At 63.9% G+C, this 17441-nt stretch carries 11 protein-coding genes; 6 read left to right on the top strand and 5 right to left on the bottom strand.

Features of this window, described 5'->3' with window-relative positions; translation table 11 throughout:
- The first annotated feature begins 55 nt into the window (after positions 1-55).
- Both PBR20603_RS17720 and PBR20603_RS17715 read left to right on the top strand, forming a co-directional pair.
- Entirely contained in the window at positions 56-2620 is a 2565-nt protein-coding gene (locus PBR20603_RS17720; RefSeq protein WP_150560817.1) for a [protein-PII] uridylyltransferase, read from the top strand.
- A complete protein-coding gene (locus PBR20603_RS17715) occupies positions 2617-4314 on the top strand; it encodes a pseudouridine synthase (RefSeq protein WP_150560816.1) in 1698 nt (565 codons plus the stop codon). The genes PBR20603_RS17720 and PBR20603_RS17715 overlap by 4 nt, the downstream gene beginning before the upstream one ends.
- 111 nt (positions 4315-4425) lie before the next feature.
- On the opposite strand, the gene def is transcribed toward PBR20603_RS17715, so the two are convergent.
- From def to PBR20603_RS17690, 5 genes are all read right to left on the bottom strand, one after another.
- Entirely contained in the window at positions 4426-4959 is a 534-nt protein-coding gene (gene def / locus PBR20603_RS17710; RefSeq protein WP_150560815.1) for a peptide deformylase, read from the bottom strand.
- A gap of 16 nt (positions 4960-4975) precedes the next feature.
- Positions 4976-7069: an NAD-dependent DNA ligase LigA gene (ligA, locus tag PBR20603_RS17705; protein ID WP_150560814.1), complete on the bottom strand. Its 2094-nt coding sequence runs from the start codon at positions 7067-7069 to the stop codon at positions 4976-4978.
- Positions 7070-7242: 173 nt separating this feature from the next.
- Complete coding sequence (locus PBR20603_RS17700; protein WP_150560813.1) at positions 7243-8781, bottom strand: cell division protein ZipA C-terminal FtsZ-binding domain-containing protein; 1539 nt, start codon at positions 8779-8781, stop codon at positions 7243-7245.
- Between the two features lie 39 nt (positions 8782-8820).
- Positions 8821-12336, bottom strand: a complete 3516-nt coding sequence (gene smc, locus PBR20603_RS17695; RefSeq protein WP_150560812.1) for a chromosome segregation protein SMC — start codon at positions 12334-12336, stop codon at positions 8821-8823.
- A gap of 122 nt (positions 12337-12458) precedes the next feature.
- Positions 12459-13445 carry a DMT family transporter gene (locus PBR20603_RS17690; protein WP_150560811.1) on the bottom strand — a complete coding sequence of 329 codons (987 nt, stop codon included), beginning with the start codon at positions 13443-13445 and terminating at the stop codon, positions 12459-12461.
- 346 nt (positions 13446-13791) lie between these two features.
- Here PBR20603_RS17690 and dapC point away from each other — a divergent pair, with 346 nt between their 5' ends.
- From dapC to dapE, 4 genes are all read left to right on the top strand, one after another.
- Positions 13792-14994 (top strand): succinyldiaminopimelate transaminase, encoded by a 1203-nt coding sequence (gene dapC / locus PBR20603_RS17685; RefSeq protein WP_150560810.1) that lies wholly within the window; start codon positions 13792-13794, stop codon positions 14992-14994.
- A 24-nt stretch (positions 14995-15018) separates the two neighbouring features.
- The gene (gene dapD, locus PBR20603_RS17680) at positions 15019-15846 is read left to right on the top strand and encodes a 2,3,4,5-tetrahydropyridine-2,6-dicarboxylate N-succinyltransferase (RefSeq protein ID WP_150560809.1); all 828 of its coding nucleotides are present in this window, start codon (positions 15019-15021) and stop codon (positions 15844-15846) included.
- A gap of 91 nt (positions 15847-15937) precedes the next feature.
- Positions 15938-16285: an ArsC family reductase gene (locus tag PBR20603_RS17670; protein WP_150560808.1), complete on the top strand. Its 348-nt coding sequence runs from the start codon at positions 15938-15940 to the stop codon at positions 16283-16285.
- Between the two features lie 4 nt (positions 16286-16289).
- Positions 16290-17441: a succinyl-diaminopimelate desuccinylase gene (gene dapE / locus PBR20603_RS17665; RefSeq protein ID WP_150560807.1), complete on the top strand. Its 1152-nt coding sequence runs from the start codon at positions 16290-16292 to the stop codon at positions 17439-17441.

Genomic DNA, 17441 nt, shown 5'->3' with positions numbered 1-17441 from the left:
GACGGTTGGGCGGCCGCCCGGTCTGACTCGTTACTTTCACACCCAGGAAGCCGTCATGCACGCGCGTGCGCACGCCCCGTCTCCGCTCCGTCAGGCCCTCAAGGAACGCAAGGCCGAACTTGTCGAACGCTTTTCTTCACACGGCAAGATCGACACGCTATTGCACGGCTTGTGTCATGCCGTCGATCAGGCCATGCGCGATGCCTGGGCCGAGTGCCAGATGCCCGACGATCTCGCGCTCGTCGCGGTCGGCGGCTATGGACGCGGAGAGCTGTATCCGCACTCCGACGTCGACATTCTCCTGCTGCACCGGAATGCCGAGGGCGCAGCGCTCACGTCGCACGTAGAGCCGTTCATCGGCTTTCTCTGGGACATCGGGCTCGAAATCGGGTCGTCGGTGCGCACGGTCAACGAGTGCATCAGCGAAGCACGTGCCGACATCACGGTACAAACGAGTCTGCTCGAAGCGCGGCTTCTGACGGGCAACCGCGCGCTTTTCGACGAATTCGAGCAGCGCTTTTCGGCCGACCTCGATCCACGCGCGTTTTTCCGCAGCAAGCAGTTGGAAATTCGCCAGCGTCACGCGAAATATCAGGACACGCCTTACAGTCTCGAGCCCAACTGCAAGGAGAGTCCCGGTGGACTGCGCGATCTGCAGGTCATTCTCTGGATGACGAAGGCCGCAGGCCTTGGCAATAGCTGGTCGGAATTGTTCGCGCGGGATTTGCTGACCGACCGTGAGCTAAAGGAGTTGCGCCGCAACGAACAATTTCTGAAAGGGCTGCGAGCACGACTTCACCTGCTTGCGCGGCGGCGTCAGGACGTGCTGGTGTTCGACATGCAGACATCGCTCGCGCAGAGCCTTGGCTTCAACGCCACAACGACGAAACGGGCCAGCGAGCAACTCATGCGGCGTTACTACTGGGCTGCGAAGGCGGTTTCTCAGCTCAATACGGTTCTGCTGCTCAACGTCGAGGCTCGCTTGTTTCCGCAGACCAGCGGCGTCACGCGCGTGATCAACGAGCGCTTCGTCGAGAAGCAAGGGATGATCGAGATCGTGGACGACGAGTTGTACCAGCGTCATCCGAACGCGATCCTTGAGACATTCCTGCTGTACGAACAGGTCGTCGGCGTGAAAGGTCTGTCCGCACGCACGCTTCGCGCGCTGTACAATGCGCGCGAACTGATGAATGCGCACTGGCGCGCCGATCCCGAGAACCGCCGCACGTTTCTTGCGATTCTTCAGCAACCGCAAGGCATCACGCATGCGTTGCGCCTGATGAATCAGACGAGCGTGCTCGGCCGGTATCTGATCAATTTCCGTCGCGTGGTCGGACAGATGCAACACGATCTGTATCACGTGTACACGGTCGATCAGCACATCCTGATGGTCGTGCGCAACATCCGGCGGTTCGCCGTGGCGGAGCACACGCACGAATATCCGTTCTGCAGCCAGTTGATCGCAAACTTCGACCGGCCGTGGGTGCTGACGATCGCCGCCCTCTTTCATGACATTGCGAAGGGTCGTGGTGGCGATCACTCCACGCTGGGCATGGCTGATGCGCGACGTTTCTGTACACGTCACGGCATCGACAAGGAAGATACCGAACTGATCGTCTGGCTCGTCGGCGAGCATCTGACGATGAGCACCGTCGCGCAGAAGCAAGACACGACCGATCCCGAGGTCATCCGGCGTTTTGCCGAGAAAGTCGGGAATGAGCGGCGCCTGACGGCACTGTATCTGCTGACTGTCGCCGATATTCGCGGCACCAGCCCGAAGGTGTGGAACGCCTGGAAGGGCAAGCTGCTTGAAGACCTTTACCGGTTGACCTTGCAGGTGCTGGGCGGCGCCAACCCCGATCCGCGCTCACAGTTGAAAACGCGCAAGGAGGAAGCCCTCGGGCTGCTGCGTCTGTATACGGTGCCCGAGCGCGCGCAGGAAGCGCTTTGGAACACGCTCGACGTTGCGTACTTCCTGCGCAACGACCCGGCGGACGTCGCATGGCAGACGCGTCATTTGTGGCGGCACGTCGACAGCGCCGTCCCCATCGTCAAGGCGCGTCCCTCGCCGATTGGCGAAGGGCTGCAGGTTATGGTGTACGTGCGCGATCAAGTCGATCTGTTCGCGCGCATTTGCGGCTATTTCGAGCGTAAGGGACTGTCGATTCTCGACGCCAAGGTGCACACGACCAGCCACGGCTTCGCGCTGGATAGCTTCCTGTTGACGGACCCCGGCCTCGATACCAGCTACCGTGACATCATCAATCTGGTGGAAAGCGAGTTGGTGTCGTTGCTAACGCGCGTCGAACCGCTGGCGGAGCCGAGCAAGGGACGGCTGCCACGACGTTCGCGCAGCTTTCCGGTCACGCCGCGCGTCGATTTGCGGCCCGACGAGCGCGGCCAGTACTACCTGCTGTCGGTGTCGGCTAACGACCGCACCGGCTTGCTATATGCGGTCGCTCGCGTACTTGCGCGTCATGGCGTGAGCGTGCGTACCGCCCGCATCAATACCCTCGGCGAACGTGTCGAAGATACGTTCCTGCTTGACGGCAGCCGTTTGCAGGACAATCGTCTGCAAATTGCCGTCGAGACCGAATTACTCGAAGCATTGGAACCATGAGCGATACCCCGCGCGCCAAACTCGGCGCCAAACATCCCCGCACTCTCGACAAGACCCGCGCTCCGGTGCGTTCGTCCGGCGCGCTGCGTCGTGCGACCAAAGCTGTGCCTGCGTCGATGCTCGACGCCAGCGGCGCGAAAAGGAAGCCTGCGGCAAAACCGGCGCGGCCGCGTCCGGCAGACGATGCCGCGACGCCGGCAGGCGCACGTCGCCCGGCTGGCAGTGGTGCTGCGCCACGCACACCGGCAAGCGCCGGCGGGGTCAAGCCCTACGAGAAGCGCTCCATGGGGGAGCGTGCGCCGGCACGTGGCCAGCGCGAACGTGTTGCAGGGGCACGTCCCGCACGTTCTGACGACGCATCGCGCCCGCGTCGCTTTGACGAAGATCGTCCGCGCCGCGCCACCGAGGGCGGTGCCCGAGGCGATTATGCTCGCCCGGTGAAACGCAGTACCGACGAGCGCGCGCCGCGACGCTTTGACGAAGATCGCCCGCGCCGCGCCACCGAGGGCGGTGCCCGAGGCGATTTCGCTCGCCCGGCCAAGCGTGGCACCGATGATCGCGCGCCGCGACGCTTTGACGAAGACCGTCCGCGCCGCGCCACCGAGGGCGGTGCCCGAGGCGATTTCGCTCGCCCGGTGAAACGCAGTACCGACGAGCGCGCGCCGCGACGCTTTGACGAAGATCGTCCGCGCCGCGCCACCGAAGGCGGTGCCCGTGGCGATTACGCTCGCCCGGCCAAGCGTGGCACCGATGATCGCGCGCCGCGTCGCTTTGACGAAGATCGTCCGCGCCGTGACACGGAAGGCACACCGCGCGGCCGCTTCGCTCGTGACGAGCGTGAAACCCACGCCCCTCGTTCGACACGCCCCGGCCCCGCTCGCGCACCTCGCGCCACGCGGGACGACGACGATGACATCAAAGTCCATCACGACGCCGCAGGGTCGCTGCGTCTGTCCAAGCGCATGTCGGAACTCGGCCTGTGCTCGCGCCGCGAAGCCGACGAATGGATCGCCAAGGGATGGGTGCGCGTTGACGGCAAGGTCGTCACGGAACTCGGCACGAAGATTCTGCCGACGCAGGAAATCACCGTCGTTCAGGCCGCACGAAAGGAGCAGGCCAATCGCGTCACGATCCTGCTGCACAAGCCCGTGGGCTACGTCTCCGGGCAAGCGGAAGATGGCTATGAACCTGCCGTCGTTCTGGTGACGCGTGAGCACCACTGGGCCGAAGACGATGCAGGCGTGCGCTTCTCACCGTCTCATCTGCGCAGCCTGGCACCGGCCGGGCGCCTCGACATCGACTCCACGGGCCTGCTCGTCCTGACGCAGGATGGCCGTATCGCCAAGCAACTGATCGGCGAAGACTCGGATATCGAGAAGGAATACCTCGTGCGTGTGTCGTACAACGAGCATGAGAAAAACGTCGAGGCGCACTTCCCGGCCGAGCGGCTGGCGTTGTTGCGCCACGGCCTGGAACTCGACGATCAACCGCTCAAGCCGGCACAGGTCGAGTGGCAGAACCCGGAGCAACTGCGTTTCGTGCTCAAGGAAGGCAAGAAGCGTCAGATTCGCCGGATGTGCGAGCTCGTTGGCCTGCATGTGACCGGCCTCAAGCGCGTGCGCATGGGCCAGATCACGCTGGGCAACTTGCCCGTGGGTGAGTGGCGTTATCTGCGCGCTGGCGAAGGATTCTGAGCCAGCGGCGACGCCCGTGAAAAAGCCCGCCATCAAGGCGGGCTTTTTTTATTCCCGTCGATACCCACTACCCACGTGCCGACACCTGATGCCGGCCGGCGGCGTCAGACCTCAATCGTCGCTGTTGGAATCGAGCCCCGGGAAGAGAATCTCGGTGAAACCAAACTTGCTGAAGTCCGTAATACGCATCGGGTAGAGCTTTCCGATCAAATGGTCGCATTCGTGCTGCACGACCCGGGCGTGGAAGCCCTCGGCCACGCGATCGATGGGGTTGCCGTGCTGATCCAGCCCTTCGTAGCGCAGCATCGAATAGCGATTGACCATGCCACGCAGCCCCGGCACCGACAGACAGCCCTCCCAGCCCTCTTCCATATCCTGCGTCAGCGGCGTGATCACGGGATTGATGAGCACGGTTTCGGGGACTTCGGGCGCATCAGGATAACGCTCGTTGTGCTCGAAGCCGAAGATCACCACTTGCAGGTCAACGCCAATTTGCGGGGCCGCGAGACCGGCACCGTTCGCGTGCTTCATGGTCTCGAACATGTCTTCGACGAGCTTGTCCAGCTCGGGCGTGCCGAATTGCTCCACCGGTTTGGCGATGCGCAGCAGGCGCGGATCGCCCATCTTCAGAATGTCGCGAATCATCGGTTGGGTCCTCACATCAAAGCGCGGCCAACATTGCGCGCATAGCCTCTTCGTCAAGCACGGGCACGCCAAGTGCCTCGGCCTTCGCCAATTTGCTGCCCGCCTCGGCGCCCGCCACGACATAGTCGGTTTTCGCCGAGACCGAGCCAGCCACCTTCGCGCCGCGTTCCTCGAGCATCGCTTTCGCCTCGTCGCGCGAGAGCGTCGGCAACGTGCCAGTCAGCACGAACGTCTTGCCCGCCAGCGGCAGTGGCGCCACAGCCGCAGGTTCCGACTCCGGCCAGGTCACACCGGCCGCCCGCAACTGTTCGATCACCTCGACATTATGCGGCTCGCCGAAGAAATTGGCGATGGACTGGGCCACAATCGGTCCGACGTCAGGCACCGCCAGCAGTTCCTCGACGCTGGCCGCCATCACGTTATCGAGCGTGCCGAAATACCGGGCGAGATCCTTCGCCGTCGCCTCACCCACATGCCGGATGCCCAACGCGAAAATGAACCGCGCCAGCGTCGTGTGGCGCGCCGTCTCCAGCGCGGCCACCAGATTCGACGCCGACTTGTCGGCCATGCGGTCCAGCGCTGCGAGCTTCGCAACGCCAAGTTTGAACAAATCCGCCGGTGTGCGAATAATGTGCTGATCGACCAGTTGCTCGACAAGCTTGTCACCCAGACCTTCGATATCGAGCGCCCGGCGTTGCGCAAAATGCAGCAACGCCTGTTTGCGCTGCGCCGCACAAATCAATCCACCCGTGCATCGCGCGATCGCCTCGTCAGGGAGCTTCTCGATGGCCGATCCGCATACCGGACACGCCGTCGGCATGACGAAGGCCCGTGCATCCGCCGGCCTGCGCTCAAGCACCGAGCCGACGACTTCGGGAATCACGTCGCCCGCGCGGCGCACGATCACCGTATCGCCGATCATCACTTCCTTGCGGCGAATCTCGTCTTCGTTATGCAGCGTTGCATTGGTCACGGTCGCCCCGCCGACAAATACCGGCGCCAGGCGCGCTACCGGCGTGATCGCCCCGGTTCGCCCAACCTGCACTTCGATGTCCAGCAATGTCGTCAGCGCTTCCTGCGCCGGGAACTTGTGCGCCAGCGCAAAGCGGGGCGCGCGAGAGACAAACCCGAGACGGTCCTGCTCGTCGCGGCGATTGACCTTATAGACCACGCCATCGATGTCATACGGCAGCGTTGGACGCGCCTCGCCAACCGCGCGGTAGAACGCCAGCAACCCAGCCGCGCCTTGCACGACCTCGCGGCGGTCGTTCACCGGTATACCGAGCGTGACATACCAGTCGAGCAAGGCCGAATGCGTTTCCGGCATGGCGGCGCCTGCCAATTCGCCCACCCCGTAGGCAAAGAACGACAACGGACGCTTGGCCGTAATCTTCGAATCGAGCTGTCGCAGACTGCCCGCGGCCGCATTGCGCGGGTTGACGAATACCTTCTCGCCTGCCGCTTCCTGAGCGCGATTGAGTTTGTCGAAGTCGGCGCGGAACATCAGCACCTCCCCCCGCACCTCGAGCACTTCGGGCGGATTGTCGGTATCGAGACTCAGCGGAATCTTCTTGATCGTGCGGATGTTCGCGGTGACATCCTCACCCGTGGTTCCGTCGCCACGCGTTGCCGCCTGCACGAGCACACCATGCTCATAGCGCAGGGCAATCGCCAGACCGTCGAACTTCAACTCGGCGGCATATTCCACGGGCATGCCGAACAGGTCGCCAGAAGGCGCGTTAGCACCGCGCAGGCCGTCGGACACGCGACGGTCGAACGCTTCGACATCCTCGTCGGCAAAGCCGTTGTTCAGCGAGAGCATCGGCACACGATGCACGACCGGCGCGAAACCCTCCACTGGCGTGCCACCCACGCGTTGCGTGGGCGAATCGGGACGCTGCAACTCGGGAAACTGGGCCTCAAGCGCGACTAACTCGGCAAACAGGCGGTCGTACTCGGCATCGGGAATCAGCGGCGCATCATATTCGTAATAGGCGCGGTTGTGGCGCGCCAATTCGACGCGCAGCTCGGCAGCACGTTGCGCCGCAGCCGTTACATCGGCTGCCGTTGGCGCGTTCGCGCCCTGACCCGGAACGGAAGTTTGGGACATGCGTGGAAACTCGGGATACGAGAAGTCAGGACATTATGCCTTCGACGTACGCACCTGCGCATCGCCGACAGCCGTCATCCATCGGAACAAAAACGCCGCTCACCCGACGGTGAACGGCGTGCATCGAACGCGGCGTCTGACAGATCGTCGTCTGCCGCGCACCGCCCTCGTCGTTACTGGCTGAACAGACGTCGGGTCACCGGCGAGCCCGCCGGCAGGCCCCGTGCCTCGAGGCGTTCGTAGAGCTTGAGCAATTGCTTGTCGACGTTTTGCAGCGCAGCATCCGACAGCGGCCGGCGCTGATCGTCCACGACGCGCCCACCGATGCGCTGTCCGATCGAACGCGCGTAATCGCACATCAGACGGAACGGCAGCAGGTCTTCGTCGGCCACCGGCACATCGAGCAGCATCGTGATCAGATCGCCACCCTTGTACGTCAGATCGTCGCGCAGGAAGTTGGTGTCGCCGAACTGCAGCATGAACACCGGATTCTGGCGGGTATCGAGCTTGACGAAACGCATGCCGTCGCGCGAGAGCAGCAGACCGTCCTGCGTCGCCACGGCCTGCACGTAGTTTGCCGACCAGGGAGCACCGTCGGAGAGCACGTTGACCGACAGTTGGGCGTCGCATTGCGCGGCGAAACTGTCGAGTTCACGGCCACGGGCGACCGTTTCCATCATGTCAGGCAGTTCGGGCAAGGCGTCGACCGCGTCGGCAAGGGTCTGCACGAGGTTCGAGAACTCCGAGAACTCGACTTCGTTCAACGCGCCCGCGCGGTTGGCCAACTGCACGGCCATGCGCAACTGGTGGTAGCGCCCGCCGGTGCGAATCAATTCCCACGGCGAATGCTCGTCGGCGCGGCCCTCGACATTGACTGGCTTGCTGCCCGCGCGCCGCATGCGCACGGTCAGCGGCATCAGTCGCTCCGCAGCCACCACATTCGCCAACGGCAGCTCGACGATGCAGTCGATACGCTCGTCAATAACCGGCGGCGGGCCGCTCGGGACCGCCGGACTAGCCGCGGCAACTGGCGCCGCCGATGCCGGCAAAACGACAGGCTCGGCCGCAGGCGCTGCGGCGTGGGCAAGGGCCTCGTGGTCGGGTGCACTGGCTGCCGCGGCAGCCGCACCGGCTGCGGCAGCATCCACGGTGTCGTCGGCCGCCAGTTCGGCGTCGAGACGCGCCACCGCGCTCACGGCGGCAGCTTGCTCCGCATCGCTTGCCTGCTCGTCACGACGATCGTGTTGGGCGGAATCGGCCACCGATGGCGTTTCGGCCGATTCGGCCGATTCGGCCGTCTTGGCCGTCTCGGCCGTGGCAGTGGCAGTGGCCGCATCGCCGGCTTGCGCCGCGAGAGCGGCCGCTTCCTGCGCGGCGCGCCGGCGCGCGGCAGGCGGCGCATCCCAGGCGTCTTCGTTAATGGCGAAGGCGTCCTGCACCGACGTACCAGACGCTGCTGCCGGGCCCAGCGTCGGTTCACGACGCTCGCCGGCATGCGCAGGCACGCGCGGCGGCGACAGCGTCGGCTCGATGAACGGGCGGTCGTCGTCGGCGTCGGGCGCTCCGGCAGTCGCATCGATACCGGCACCATCGACCGGCATGCGACGCGGTATGCGTGCGCGTGCCTTGCTGCCCTGCCAGGCGTTATAAGCGACCACTCCAAGCAGTACCACTACCCCTGCGGCAATCAAGCTCAGCTGCAGTTCATTCATGCGCGGCGTTCCTCTCTCTTCTCCATCTTGGGCGCGGGGTCACGCGATCTCGGCCAGATTGATCGCTGACTCCATGTCCACCGCCACGATCCGCGACACCCCTTGTTCCTGCATGGTGACGCCGATGAGCTGATTGGCCATTTCCATCGCGATTTTGTTGTGCGAAATAAATACGAATTGGGTACGGTCCGACATACGCGCCACCATCTTGGCGTAGCGCTCGGTGTTGGCATCGTCGAGCGGTGCATCCACCTCATCGAGCAAGCAGAACGGCGCCGGGTTGAGCTGGAACATCCCGAACACCAGCGCAATCGCCGTGAGTGCCTTCTCACCACCAGACAGCAGGTGAATCGTAGAGTTCTTCTTGCCCGGCGGTTGCGCCATCACCTGAACGCCCGCGTCGAGAATTTCGTCGCCCGTCATGATGAGTTTGGCTTGTCCGCCGCCGAACAACATCGGGAACAGCTCGCCGAAATGCTTGTTCACTTCGTCGAACGTGCCTTGCAGCAGCACGCGTGTCTCTTCGTCGATCTTGCGAATGGCGCCTTCGAGCGTTTCGATGGCGTCGTTCAGGTCGGCCGACTGTGCGTCGAGGAAAACCTTGCGGTCGCGCGCCGTTTCCAGCTCTTCGAGCGCGGCCATGTTGACCGGCCCCAGCGCATTGATCGCATTGTTGATACGCGTGACCTCACCCTGCAGATACGACGGCTTCAGATCCGGCGTCAGTTTGCTGGAGAGCGCTTCCTCATCGACTTCGGCCGTCGTCAGTTGCTCGACGAATTGTTCACGGTTCAGGCGCGCGGCCTGCTCCTTCAACTGCAGTTCCGTGATGCGGTCGCGCAGCGGTTGCAGCCCGCGCTCCGCAGCAAGGCGCTCTTCGTCGCTCTGACGCAGCTTTTGTGTCAGCGCATCGAGTTCGATGCGCGCAGCCCCAAGTATCTCTTCCTTCTCGGCGCGCAATTCGAGCGCGTCCTGCAAACCGTTCTCGACGGTCTGCTCGGTGATCTGTGCAAGTTCGGCCTGCGCCTGCTCGATCGACACCACCAGACGTTCGGCTTGCTCGAGCGCCGTCTGGATATTGCGCCGATGTTCGTCGATCTTGCTCGAGATCCCCTTCTGACCATAAGACGCTTCCTGAGCCAGACGCTCAAGTTCGCGCGCACGGTTACGAGCCTCCGAGAGCTGGCTGTCGAGCGATTCGAACTCGAGCTGACCGTCTTCGAACGTCGCTTGCAACTCAGCCAGACGCGCGTCGCTTTGCTCGAAATTCGCTTCCGATTCGGCGCGCAGCGCGACTTGCTCTTCAATCTGCGCGGCGATCTCGCTCAGTTCTTCGTCGATCTGCGTACTGCGGGCGTTGTAGCGCTCATAGGCTTGCGTGAGCTTGAGCACATCCATCTGCAATGCATGCACGCGCTGCGTGGCGCGCTCCGCACGGCCGCGCACTTCGGTCAGGGACTGCGCCGCCTGACTGTAGGCCGCCTCCGCGCGGACAGCGCTCGACTTGGCTTCGTCCGACAGCAGTGCCTGCGCGCGCAGTTGCTTGCCCAGATTCTCAATTTCCTGCTGACGGGCGAGCAACCCCGCCTGCTCGGAGTCGGCCGCGTAAAGCTGCACACCCACACGCGTGACCTGATGCCCCGCCTTGACGACAATGGACGCCCCTTCCGGCAATTGCGCCCGGGCGACCATGGCTTGCGCCAGATCGTCGGCAACGAAAACGTGTCCGAGCCATTCCTGCAACACGGCACGCAGGCCCGGATCGTCGATCCGCAGCAACGAGAGCAACGGACGCAGAGCGGCCGGTGTTTCGATAGGACGGGCGGCCGGCGGCGGCGAGTAGAACGCCAGCTTGGCCGGCGGCGCATCGCTCGCAAAGGCCTTCACCCAGTCGAGATTGCTGATTTCGAGTGCCGCAAGACGCTCACGCAGCACCGACTCGAGCGCGTTTTCCCAGCCCGGCTCGATATGCAGTTTCTTCCAGAGCCGCGGCAATTGCGCCAGTTCGTGCTTGTCGAGCCAAGGCTGAACCTTGCCTTCGGTCTGCACGCTCTCCTGCAGTTGCTTGAGTGCCGTCAGACGCGCTTCGAGCTGCGCGATGGTCGCGGCCTCGGACTGCACTCTGGCCTGGGCCTCGGCACGCTCGGCTTCCAGTCGCGGCAGCCGCTCCTGGGCATCGGCGAGTTCGGCTTGCGCATCTTCGAGCATCGCCTGATGTTCGGCGAGCTCGGCACGCTGCATTTCCAGCTCGGCTTCGTCGGGCTTGTCGAGCCCGCGCGCCTCGCCTTGCAGGCGCTCCTGGCGCTGCTGCAACTGCTGCAATGCCTGATCGGCGTTACGCTGGTGCGCAGCTTCGAGCTTCAGATTCTGCTCGACCTGGGCGATCTCGCTGCGTTGCTCGTTGAGCAGGTTCTGCGCTTCGCGCCAGTTGGCTTCGAGCGCGGGCAGTGCGTCGTTCTGATCGGCCGCCTGATCCTGCGCCGTGGCGGCACGCTCTTCGGCAATGATGAGTTCTTCTTCAGCGAGCGCGAGCGCTTCTTCCGACTGCGCCGAGCGGGCCTGCCACTGCTCGCGCTGCGAGGTGAGCGCCGCCAGTTGGGCCTGCACCCGGTTGCGCGACTCGACAACGTAGCGAATCTCGGCTTCGAGACGGCTGACTTCCGAATTCGCCTCGTACATGGCGCTTTGCGCAGCCTGCACGGCGTCGGTGGCCGTGTAGTGGGCGGCACGCAGCGTTTCGAGATCGGACTCCGAACTGCGCAGACGCGCCATCTGCGCCTCGAGATCGACCTGAGCCGATTCAATGGCGCGTTGCTGACGTTCTTGTTCGTTCTGCGCTTCGTTCTTGCGAAGCAGCCATAACAGTTGCTGCTTCTCCTCGCCGTCGCGCTGCAGGTCCTTGAAGCGGTTGGCCACCACAGCCTGCGATTCCAGCTTCTCGAGGTTGGTGCCGAGTTCGCGAAGAATGTCTTCCACGCGCGTGAGGTTTTCACGCGTGTCCTGCAGACGGTTCTCCGTCTCGCGACGGCGTTCCTTGTATTTGGAGACGCCCGCGGCTTCTTCGAGGAACACGCGCAGCTCTTCGGGCTTGGCCTCGATGATGCGCGAGATCATCCCCTGCCCGATGATGGCGTAGGCGCGCGGCCCGAGGCCGGTACCGAGGAAGATGTCCTGGATGTCGCGGCGGCGGGCCGGCAGATTGTTGATGTAGTAACTGGAGGTGCCATCGCGCGTGAGCACGCGCTTGACGGCGATTTCGGCGTACTGGCTCCACTGCCCGGCGGCGCGCCCGGCGCTGTTGTCGAACACCAGTTCGACGCTCGCGCGGCTCGCCTGCTTGCGGGCAGTCGACCCGTTGAAAATCACGTCCTGCATCGATTCGCCGCGCAGCTCCGAGGCGCGCGACTCGCCGAGCACCCAGCGCACGGCATCGATGATGTTGGATTTGCCGCACCCGTTCGGGCCGACGATCCCGACCAATTGGCCAGGCACCGCGAAGTTCGTCGGATCGACGAATGACTTGAAGCCAGCGAGTTTGATGGAGGTCAGACGCACGGCAGGTTCGCTTTATCGGTCATTGAATGATGGGAAAGACGCAGACGCGCTAGCTGGTCCTGTCGGGCCTCGCGCACGCTGGCGTGCGCAGGCCGCTTACATCGATATAACATCGGTACGCATCATACCATCGCATCCCCTGGCGTCGCGGATTTACAACGACGGGAATCCGGCAAAATTCCGGACAGCACACCCGCCGCCACAATGCACAGCCCGCCCGCGATTTCACGCATGCCCAGCCCTTCGCTGGCGAGCCACCAGGATGAAATTGCCGCCACCACGATCTCGAAGAGCATGATGAGCGCCGCCTGATTGGCCGGCACACGCGCCAGGCCGAACTGCACAATGACGTTGGTCACCGCGATGGCGCAACCCAGCGCCAGCGCAACTGCCGCAGTCGCCGTGCTCGACGTGAGCGCCGAGAGGGTGGCGCGGCCCGCATCGGCGCCGCCGTCGAACGGCAGCACGAGCAACCCGCCGACCAAACAGCCGAGATAGAGGGTCCAACTGCGCATTTCCGCGCGCACATCCGGCAGCGACTGACTCACGCGCCGCAGCAGCACGTTATTTAACGCAAAGGCCGCGCCGGCAATAGCACCGGCCCATTCGCCCGGGTTGTTCGGCACCGGCCAGCCCAGTTCGGGCGACCAGAGCATCAGCCCCGCGCCGCCCAACGCCAGCGCAATCAATCCCGCGCCCCGCGTGCCAACGCGCTCGCCGAGCAGCCAATGGGCAAACAGTGCCGTCCAAACCGGGGTCAGATAGAAAAGCAGCAGCACGCGCATCACATGGCCGTGCGTCGTCCCCCAGACGAACGCCACGTTGGTGGTGCCGCCAGCGAAGGCCACGCCGACGAGCAGCCACGACCAGCGCAGCGTGCCGAGCGAGCGGCGATAGACCAGAGTGAGCAGCAGCAGCGCGACGCTCGCGGTGCAGATCTGCGCAGGCACCGCCGCCACGCCCCACTGGGCGAGCACGCGGTAGGGAAACCAGGCCAGCCCCCACACGGAAGAACCGATGAGAATGGCCAAGGCGGGCGCCGCCCGGGTGCGCAGCGAAGCGCCGGGGGTCGACGCCGGGCTGTGCGCGCCGTTGCCGGCTACGGTCATACTGTTGACTCCTGAAAAACCTGAGATACTCCGCAGACTTGCCCCATTGGCGCCTCGGAATGTGCTGAATTACGCGGTGGTCGCGCTTTGTGGGCGCTGTGACGGTATAATTTTCGCTTTGCCGATCTTGCCATTCTTGAGCGCGTCCGGGAACCCCTTCGCGTGATGTGACAGATAAGTGTGAGCCCATGTGTGGCCTGTCATTCGCAAGTCCGGTCCCGGAAACCGCGTCACGGCGCACCGAAGCCCGGCAACTCTCGCCCAGCCGCCTCGCGCGGCCCGAATTGCCTCGAACGTTGCCTTGAATGGCATCGCGAACCCTAGCCCTGAGTCTGTTTGAATTCTCGTGAACCCATTACTCGACAAGCTCCAGCCCTACCCCTTCGAACGCCTCAAGTCGCTGGTGGCGGATGTCACGCCCGCCAGCACGTACAAGGCCATCAGCTTCGGCATCGGTGAACCCAAGCACCCGACGCCCCAGTTCATCAAGGAAGCCCTGATCGAAGGGCTGGGCGGCCTCTCGAACTACCCCGCCACGGCGGGCGGCGAGCCGCTGCGCGCCGCCATCGCCGGGTGGCTGGAGCGCCGCTACGCGCTGCCCAATGTGAACCCGGCCACCGAAGTGCTGCCGGTCACCGGGTCGCGCGAAGCGCTCTTCTCGTTTGCGCAGGCAGTCGTCGACGGCAGCAAGCCCGGCGCACGGGTGCTGTGTCCGAACCCGTTCTACCAGATCTACGAAGGCGCAACGTTGCTTGCCGGCGCTGCGCCCTACTATGTCGACAGCGACCCGGCGCGTAACTTTGCCCCGAATTACGACGCCGTGCCCGCAGAGGTCTGGCGCGACGTCCAACTCGTCTATCTCTGCTCGCCTGGCAATCCGACTGGCGCCGTGCTGGGCCTTGCCGACTGGAAGCGGCTGTTCGAACTCTCGGACCAGTACGGTTTCGTGATCGCGTCCGACGAGTGCTACTCCGAGATCTATTTCGACGAAGAGCGCGCCCCGCTGGGCGGCCTGGCGGCAGCCCACCAACTGGGTCGTGGCTTCGAGCGTCTGGTGGTGTTCTCCAGCCTGTCGAAGCGCTCGAATGTGCCGGGCATGCGCTCGGGTTTCGTGGCGGGCGACGCGGCGATTCTGAAGAAATTCCTCTTGTACCGCACGTACCACGGCTGCGCAATGAGCCCCGCCGTTCAGGCAGCGAGTGTCGCGGCGTGGAACGACGAAGCCCACGTTCGCCTGAACCGCAGCAAGTACCTGAAGAAGTTCCAGACCGTCACCCCGATGCTCGCCGAAGTGCTCGACGTGCGTCTGCCGGACGCGGGCTTCTACCTGTGGGCCAAGGTGGACACGAAAACCGGCCTGTCCGACACGGAATTCACGCGCCAATTGCTGGCGCAATACAATGTGGCCGTACTGCCCGGGTCGTACCTGGGCCGCGCGGCGCACGGCACCAACCCGGGCGAGAACTATGTGCGCATCGCCCTTGTGGCCGATGTGGACGAATGCACCGAAGGCGCCCAGCGCATCGTGCAGTTCTGCCAATCCCTTTAATCCCTACCGTAACCGATTCTCGCCATGTCGCAACAACTGCAAACCATCATCGACCAAGCCTGGGAAAACCGTGCCGAGATCTCGGCCAAGTCGGCACCTGCCGATGTGCGTGAGGCTGTCGCCCACGTCATCGCCGAGCTGGACAAAGGCACCCTGCGCGTGGCCCAGAAGCAAGACGGCCAGTGGATCGTGAACCAGTGGATCAAGAAGGCCGTGCTGCTTTCTTTCCGCCTTGAAGACAATGCTGTCATGCCGGCCGGCGGCTTCACACAGTTCTATGACAAGGTGCCGAGCAAGTTCGCCAACTACACCGCCGAAGACTTCGCACGCGGCGGCTTCCGTGTGGTGCCGCCGGCGGTGGCGCGACGTGGCTCGTTCATTGGCAAAAATGTCGTGCTGATGCCGTCGTACACGAACATCGGCGCCTACGTTGACGAAGGCACGATGGTCGACACGTGGGCCACGGTCGGTTCGTGCGCCCAGATCGGCAAGAACGTTCACCTTTCGGGCGGCGTCGGCATCGGCGGCGTGCTCGAGCCGCTGCAGGCCAACCCGGTCATCATCGAAGACAACTGCTTCATCGGCGCCCGCTCGGAAGTCGTGGAAGGCGTGATCGTCGAAGAGAACTCGGTGATCTCGATGGGCGTGTATCTGGGTCAGTCGACCAAGATCTACGATCGCGAAACGGGTGAAGTGCATTACGGCCGCGTGCCGGCCGGTTCGGTTGTCGTGCCGGGTAACCTGCCGTCGAAAGATGGCAAGTACAGCCTGTACTGCGCCGTGATCGTGAAGAAGGTCGACGCGCAAACGCGCGCCAAGACGGCGATCAACGACCTGCTGCGCGGCGAATAAGTCTACGCGGCACCCAGCGAGGCGCAGTGGCAGTCTTGACTGCGACGTTTGCGCCTCGTTTTTTGTAATCGCGACATCAGGAGTTCTGGCGATGACGGCAGTGCTGTACGGCATTCCCAACTGCGATACCGTGAAGAAGGCGCGCACGTGGCTCGACGAGCACGGCGTGGCGTACGACTTCCACGACTTCAAGAAGGCGGGCGTGAACAACGCATTGCTGGGCATCTGGCTCGATCAGGTGCCGCTGACCACGTTGCTCAACCGCAAAGGCACAACGTGGCGCAAGCTCTCGCCAGAACAACAGGCTGCGGCTGACGACGCGTCGGTCGCGCGCACCCTGATGATCGAAAACCCGTCGCTCATCAAGCGCCCCGTGCTGGTGGCGAACGGCAAGGTTTCCGTGGGCTTCACGCCCGACAGTTACGCCTCACGATTCTGATTTCATGACTTCCTCCCACGGCGCCACGCTGGCGCTCACCGAGCAACTGATCGCCCGTCATTCCGTGACGCCCGAAGACCGCGATTGCCAGGCCATTCTGGCGCGCCGCCTCGAAGCTATCGGCTTCGCGTGCGAGACCATCGCATCGAATGGCGTGACCAACCTGTGGGCGGTCAAGCGCGGCACGCGCGGCACCGACGGCAAGCTGCTTGTTTTTGCAGGCCACACCGACGTGGTACCGACTGGCCCGCTCGAGCAATGGCATTCCGATCCGTTTGCCCCGACGCATCGCGACGGCATGCTCTATGGTCGCGGCGCCGCAGACATGAAGACGTCGCTCGCCGCGTTCGTGGTCGCTTCGGAGGAATTCGTCGCCCAGCATCCGGATCACGCCGGCGCGATCGGCTTTCTGTTGACCAGCGACGAGGAAGGCCCCGCGACCGACGGCACCGTGAAGGTTGTCGAAGCACTGACGGCGCGTGGCGAGCGCCTGGACTATTGCGTAGTGGGAGAGCCGACGTCGAGCCAGCAGTTGGGCGACATGGTCAAGAATGGCCGCCGCGGGTCGATGTCGGGCAAGCTCGTGATCAAGGGTGTACAGGGTCACATCGCCTATCCGCATCTCGCCAAGAATCCGACGCATCTGTTCGCACCGGCGCTCGCCGAACTGACACAGACCGTCTGGGACAATGGCAACGAGTATTTCCCGCCCACCACGTGGCAAATCTCGAACATTCACGCAGGCACCGGGGCGACCAACGTCATTCCGGGCGAACTGACGGTGATGTTCAACTTCCGCTTCTCGACGGCCAGCACGTCCGAGGGTCTCCAGCAGCGCGTGCATGAACTGCTCGACCGCCACGGCCTGACCTACACGCTCGACTGGTCGATCAGCGGCCAGCCTTTCCTCACGCCGCGCGGCGATCTGTCGGAAGCGCTCTCGAGCGCCATCCAAGAGGAAACGGGGCTGCAAACCGAACTCTCCACGACAGGCGGCACCTCGGACGGCCGCTTCATCGCACGCGTCTGCCCGCAGGTCATCGAATTCGGCCCGTGCAACGCCAGCATTCACAAGATCGACGAACACATTGCCGTCGCCGATATCGAGCCGCTCAAGAACATCTACCGGGGCGTGTTGAAGCGTCTGGTGGCCTGA

Origin of the sequence: Pandoraea bronchicola (genome assembly GCF_902459805.1) — a bacterium.
Taxonomy (GTDB): Bacteria; Pseudomonadota; Gammaproteobacteria; order Burkholderiales; family Burkholderiaceae; genus Pandoraea; species Pandoraea bronchicola.
The sequence above is the reverse complement of the archived record's forward strand: the minus strand, read 5'-3'. Positions and strand labels throughout refer to the sequence as shown.

Bases quoted from the DNA above. Each gene is read 5' to 3' on its own strand.
- PBR20603_RS17715 (WP_150560816.1), top strand. From the start codon at position 2,617: ATGAGCGATACCCCGCGCGCCAAACTCGGCGCCAAACATCCCCGCACT.
- def (WP_150560815.1), bottom strand. From the start codon at position 4,959: ATGATTCGCGACATTCTGAAGATGGGCGATCCGCGCCTGCTGCGCATC.
- dapD (WP_150560809.1), top strand. From the start codon at position 15,019: ATGTCGCAACAACTGCAAACCATCATCGACCAAGCCTGGGAAAACCGT.
- ligA (WP_150560814.1), bottom strand. From the start codon at position 7,069: ATGTCCCAAACTTCCGTTCCGGGTCAGGGCGCGAACGCGCCAACGGCA.
- dapE (WP_150560807.1), top strand. From the start codon at position 16,290: ATGACTTCCTCCCACGGCGCCACGCTGGCGCTCACCGAGCAACTGATC.
- PBR20603_RS17700 (WP_150560813.1), bottom strand. From the start codon at position 8,781: ATGAATGAACTGCAGCTGAGCTTGATTGCCGCAGGGGTAGTGGTACTG.
- PBR20603_RS17720 (WP_150560817.1), top strand. From the start codon at position 56: ATGCACGCGCGTGCGCACGCCCCGTCTCCGCTCCGTCAGGCCCTCAAG.
- PBR20603_RS17690 (WP_150560811.1), bottom strand. From the start codon at position 13,445: ATGACCGTAGCCGGCAACGGCGCGCACAGCCCGGCGTCGACCCCCGGC.
- PBR20603_RS17670 (WP_150560808.1), top strand. From the start codon at position 15,938: ATGACGGCAGTGCTGTACGGCATTCCCAACTGCGATACCGTGAAGAAG.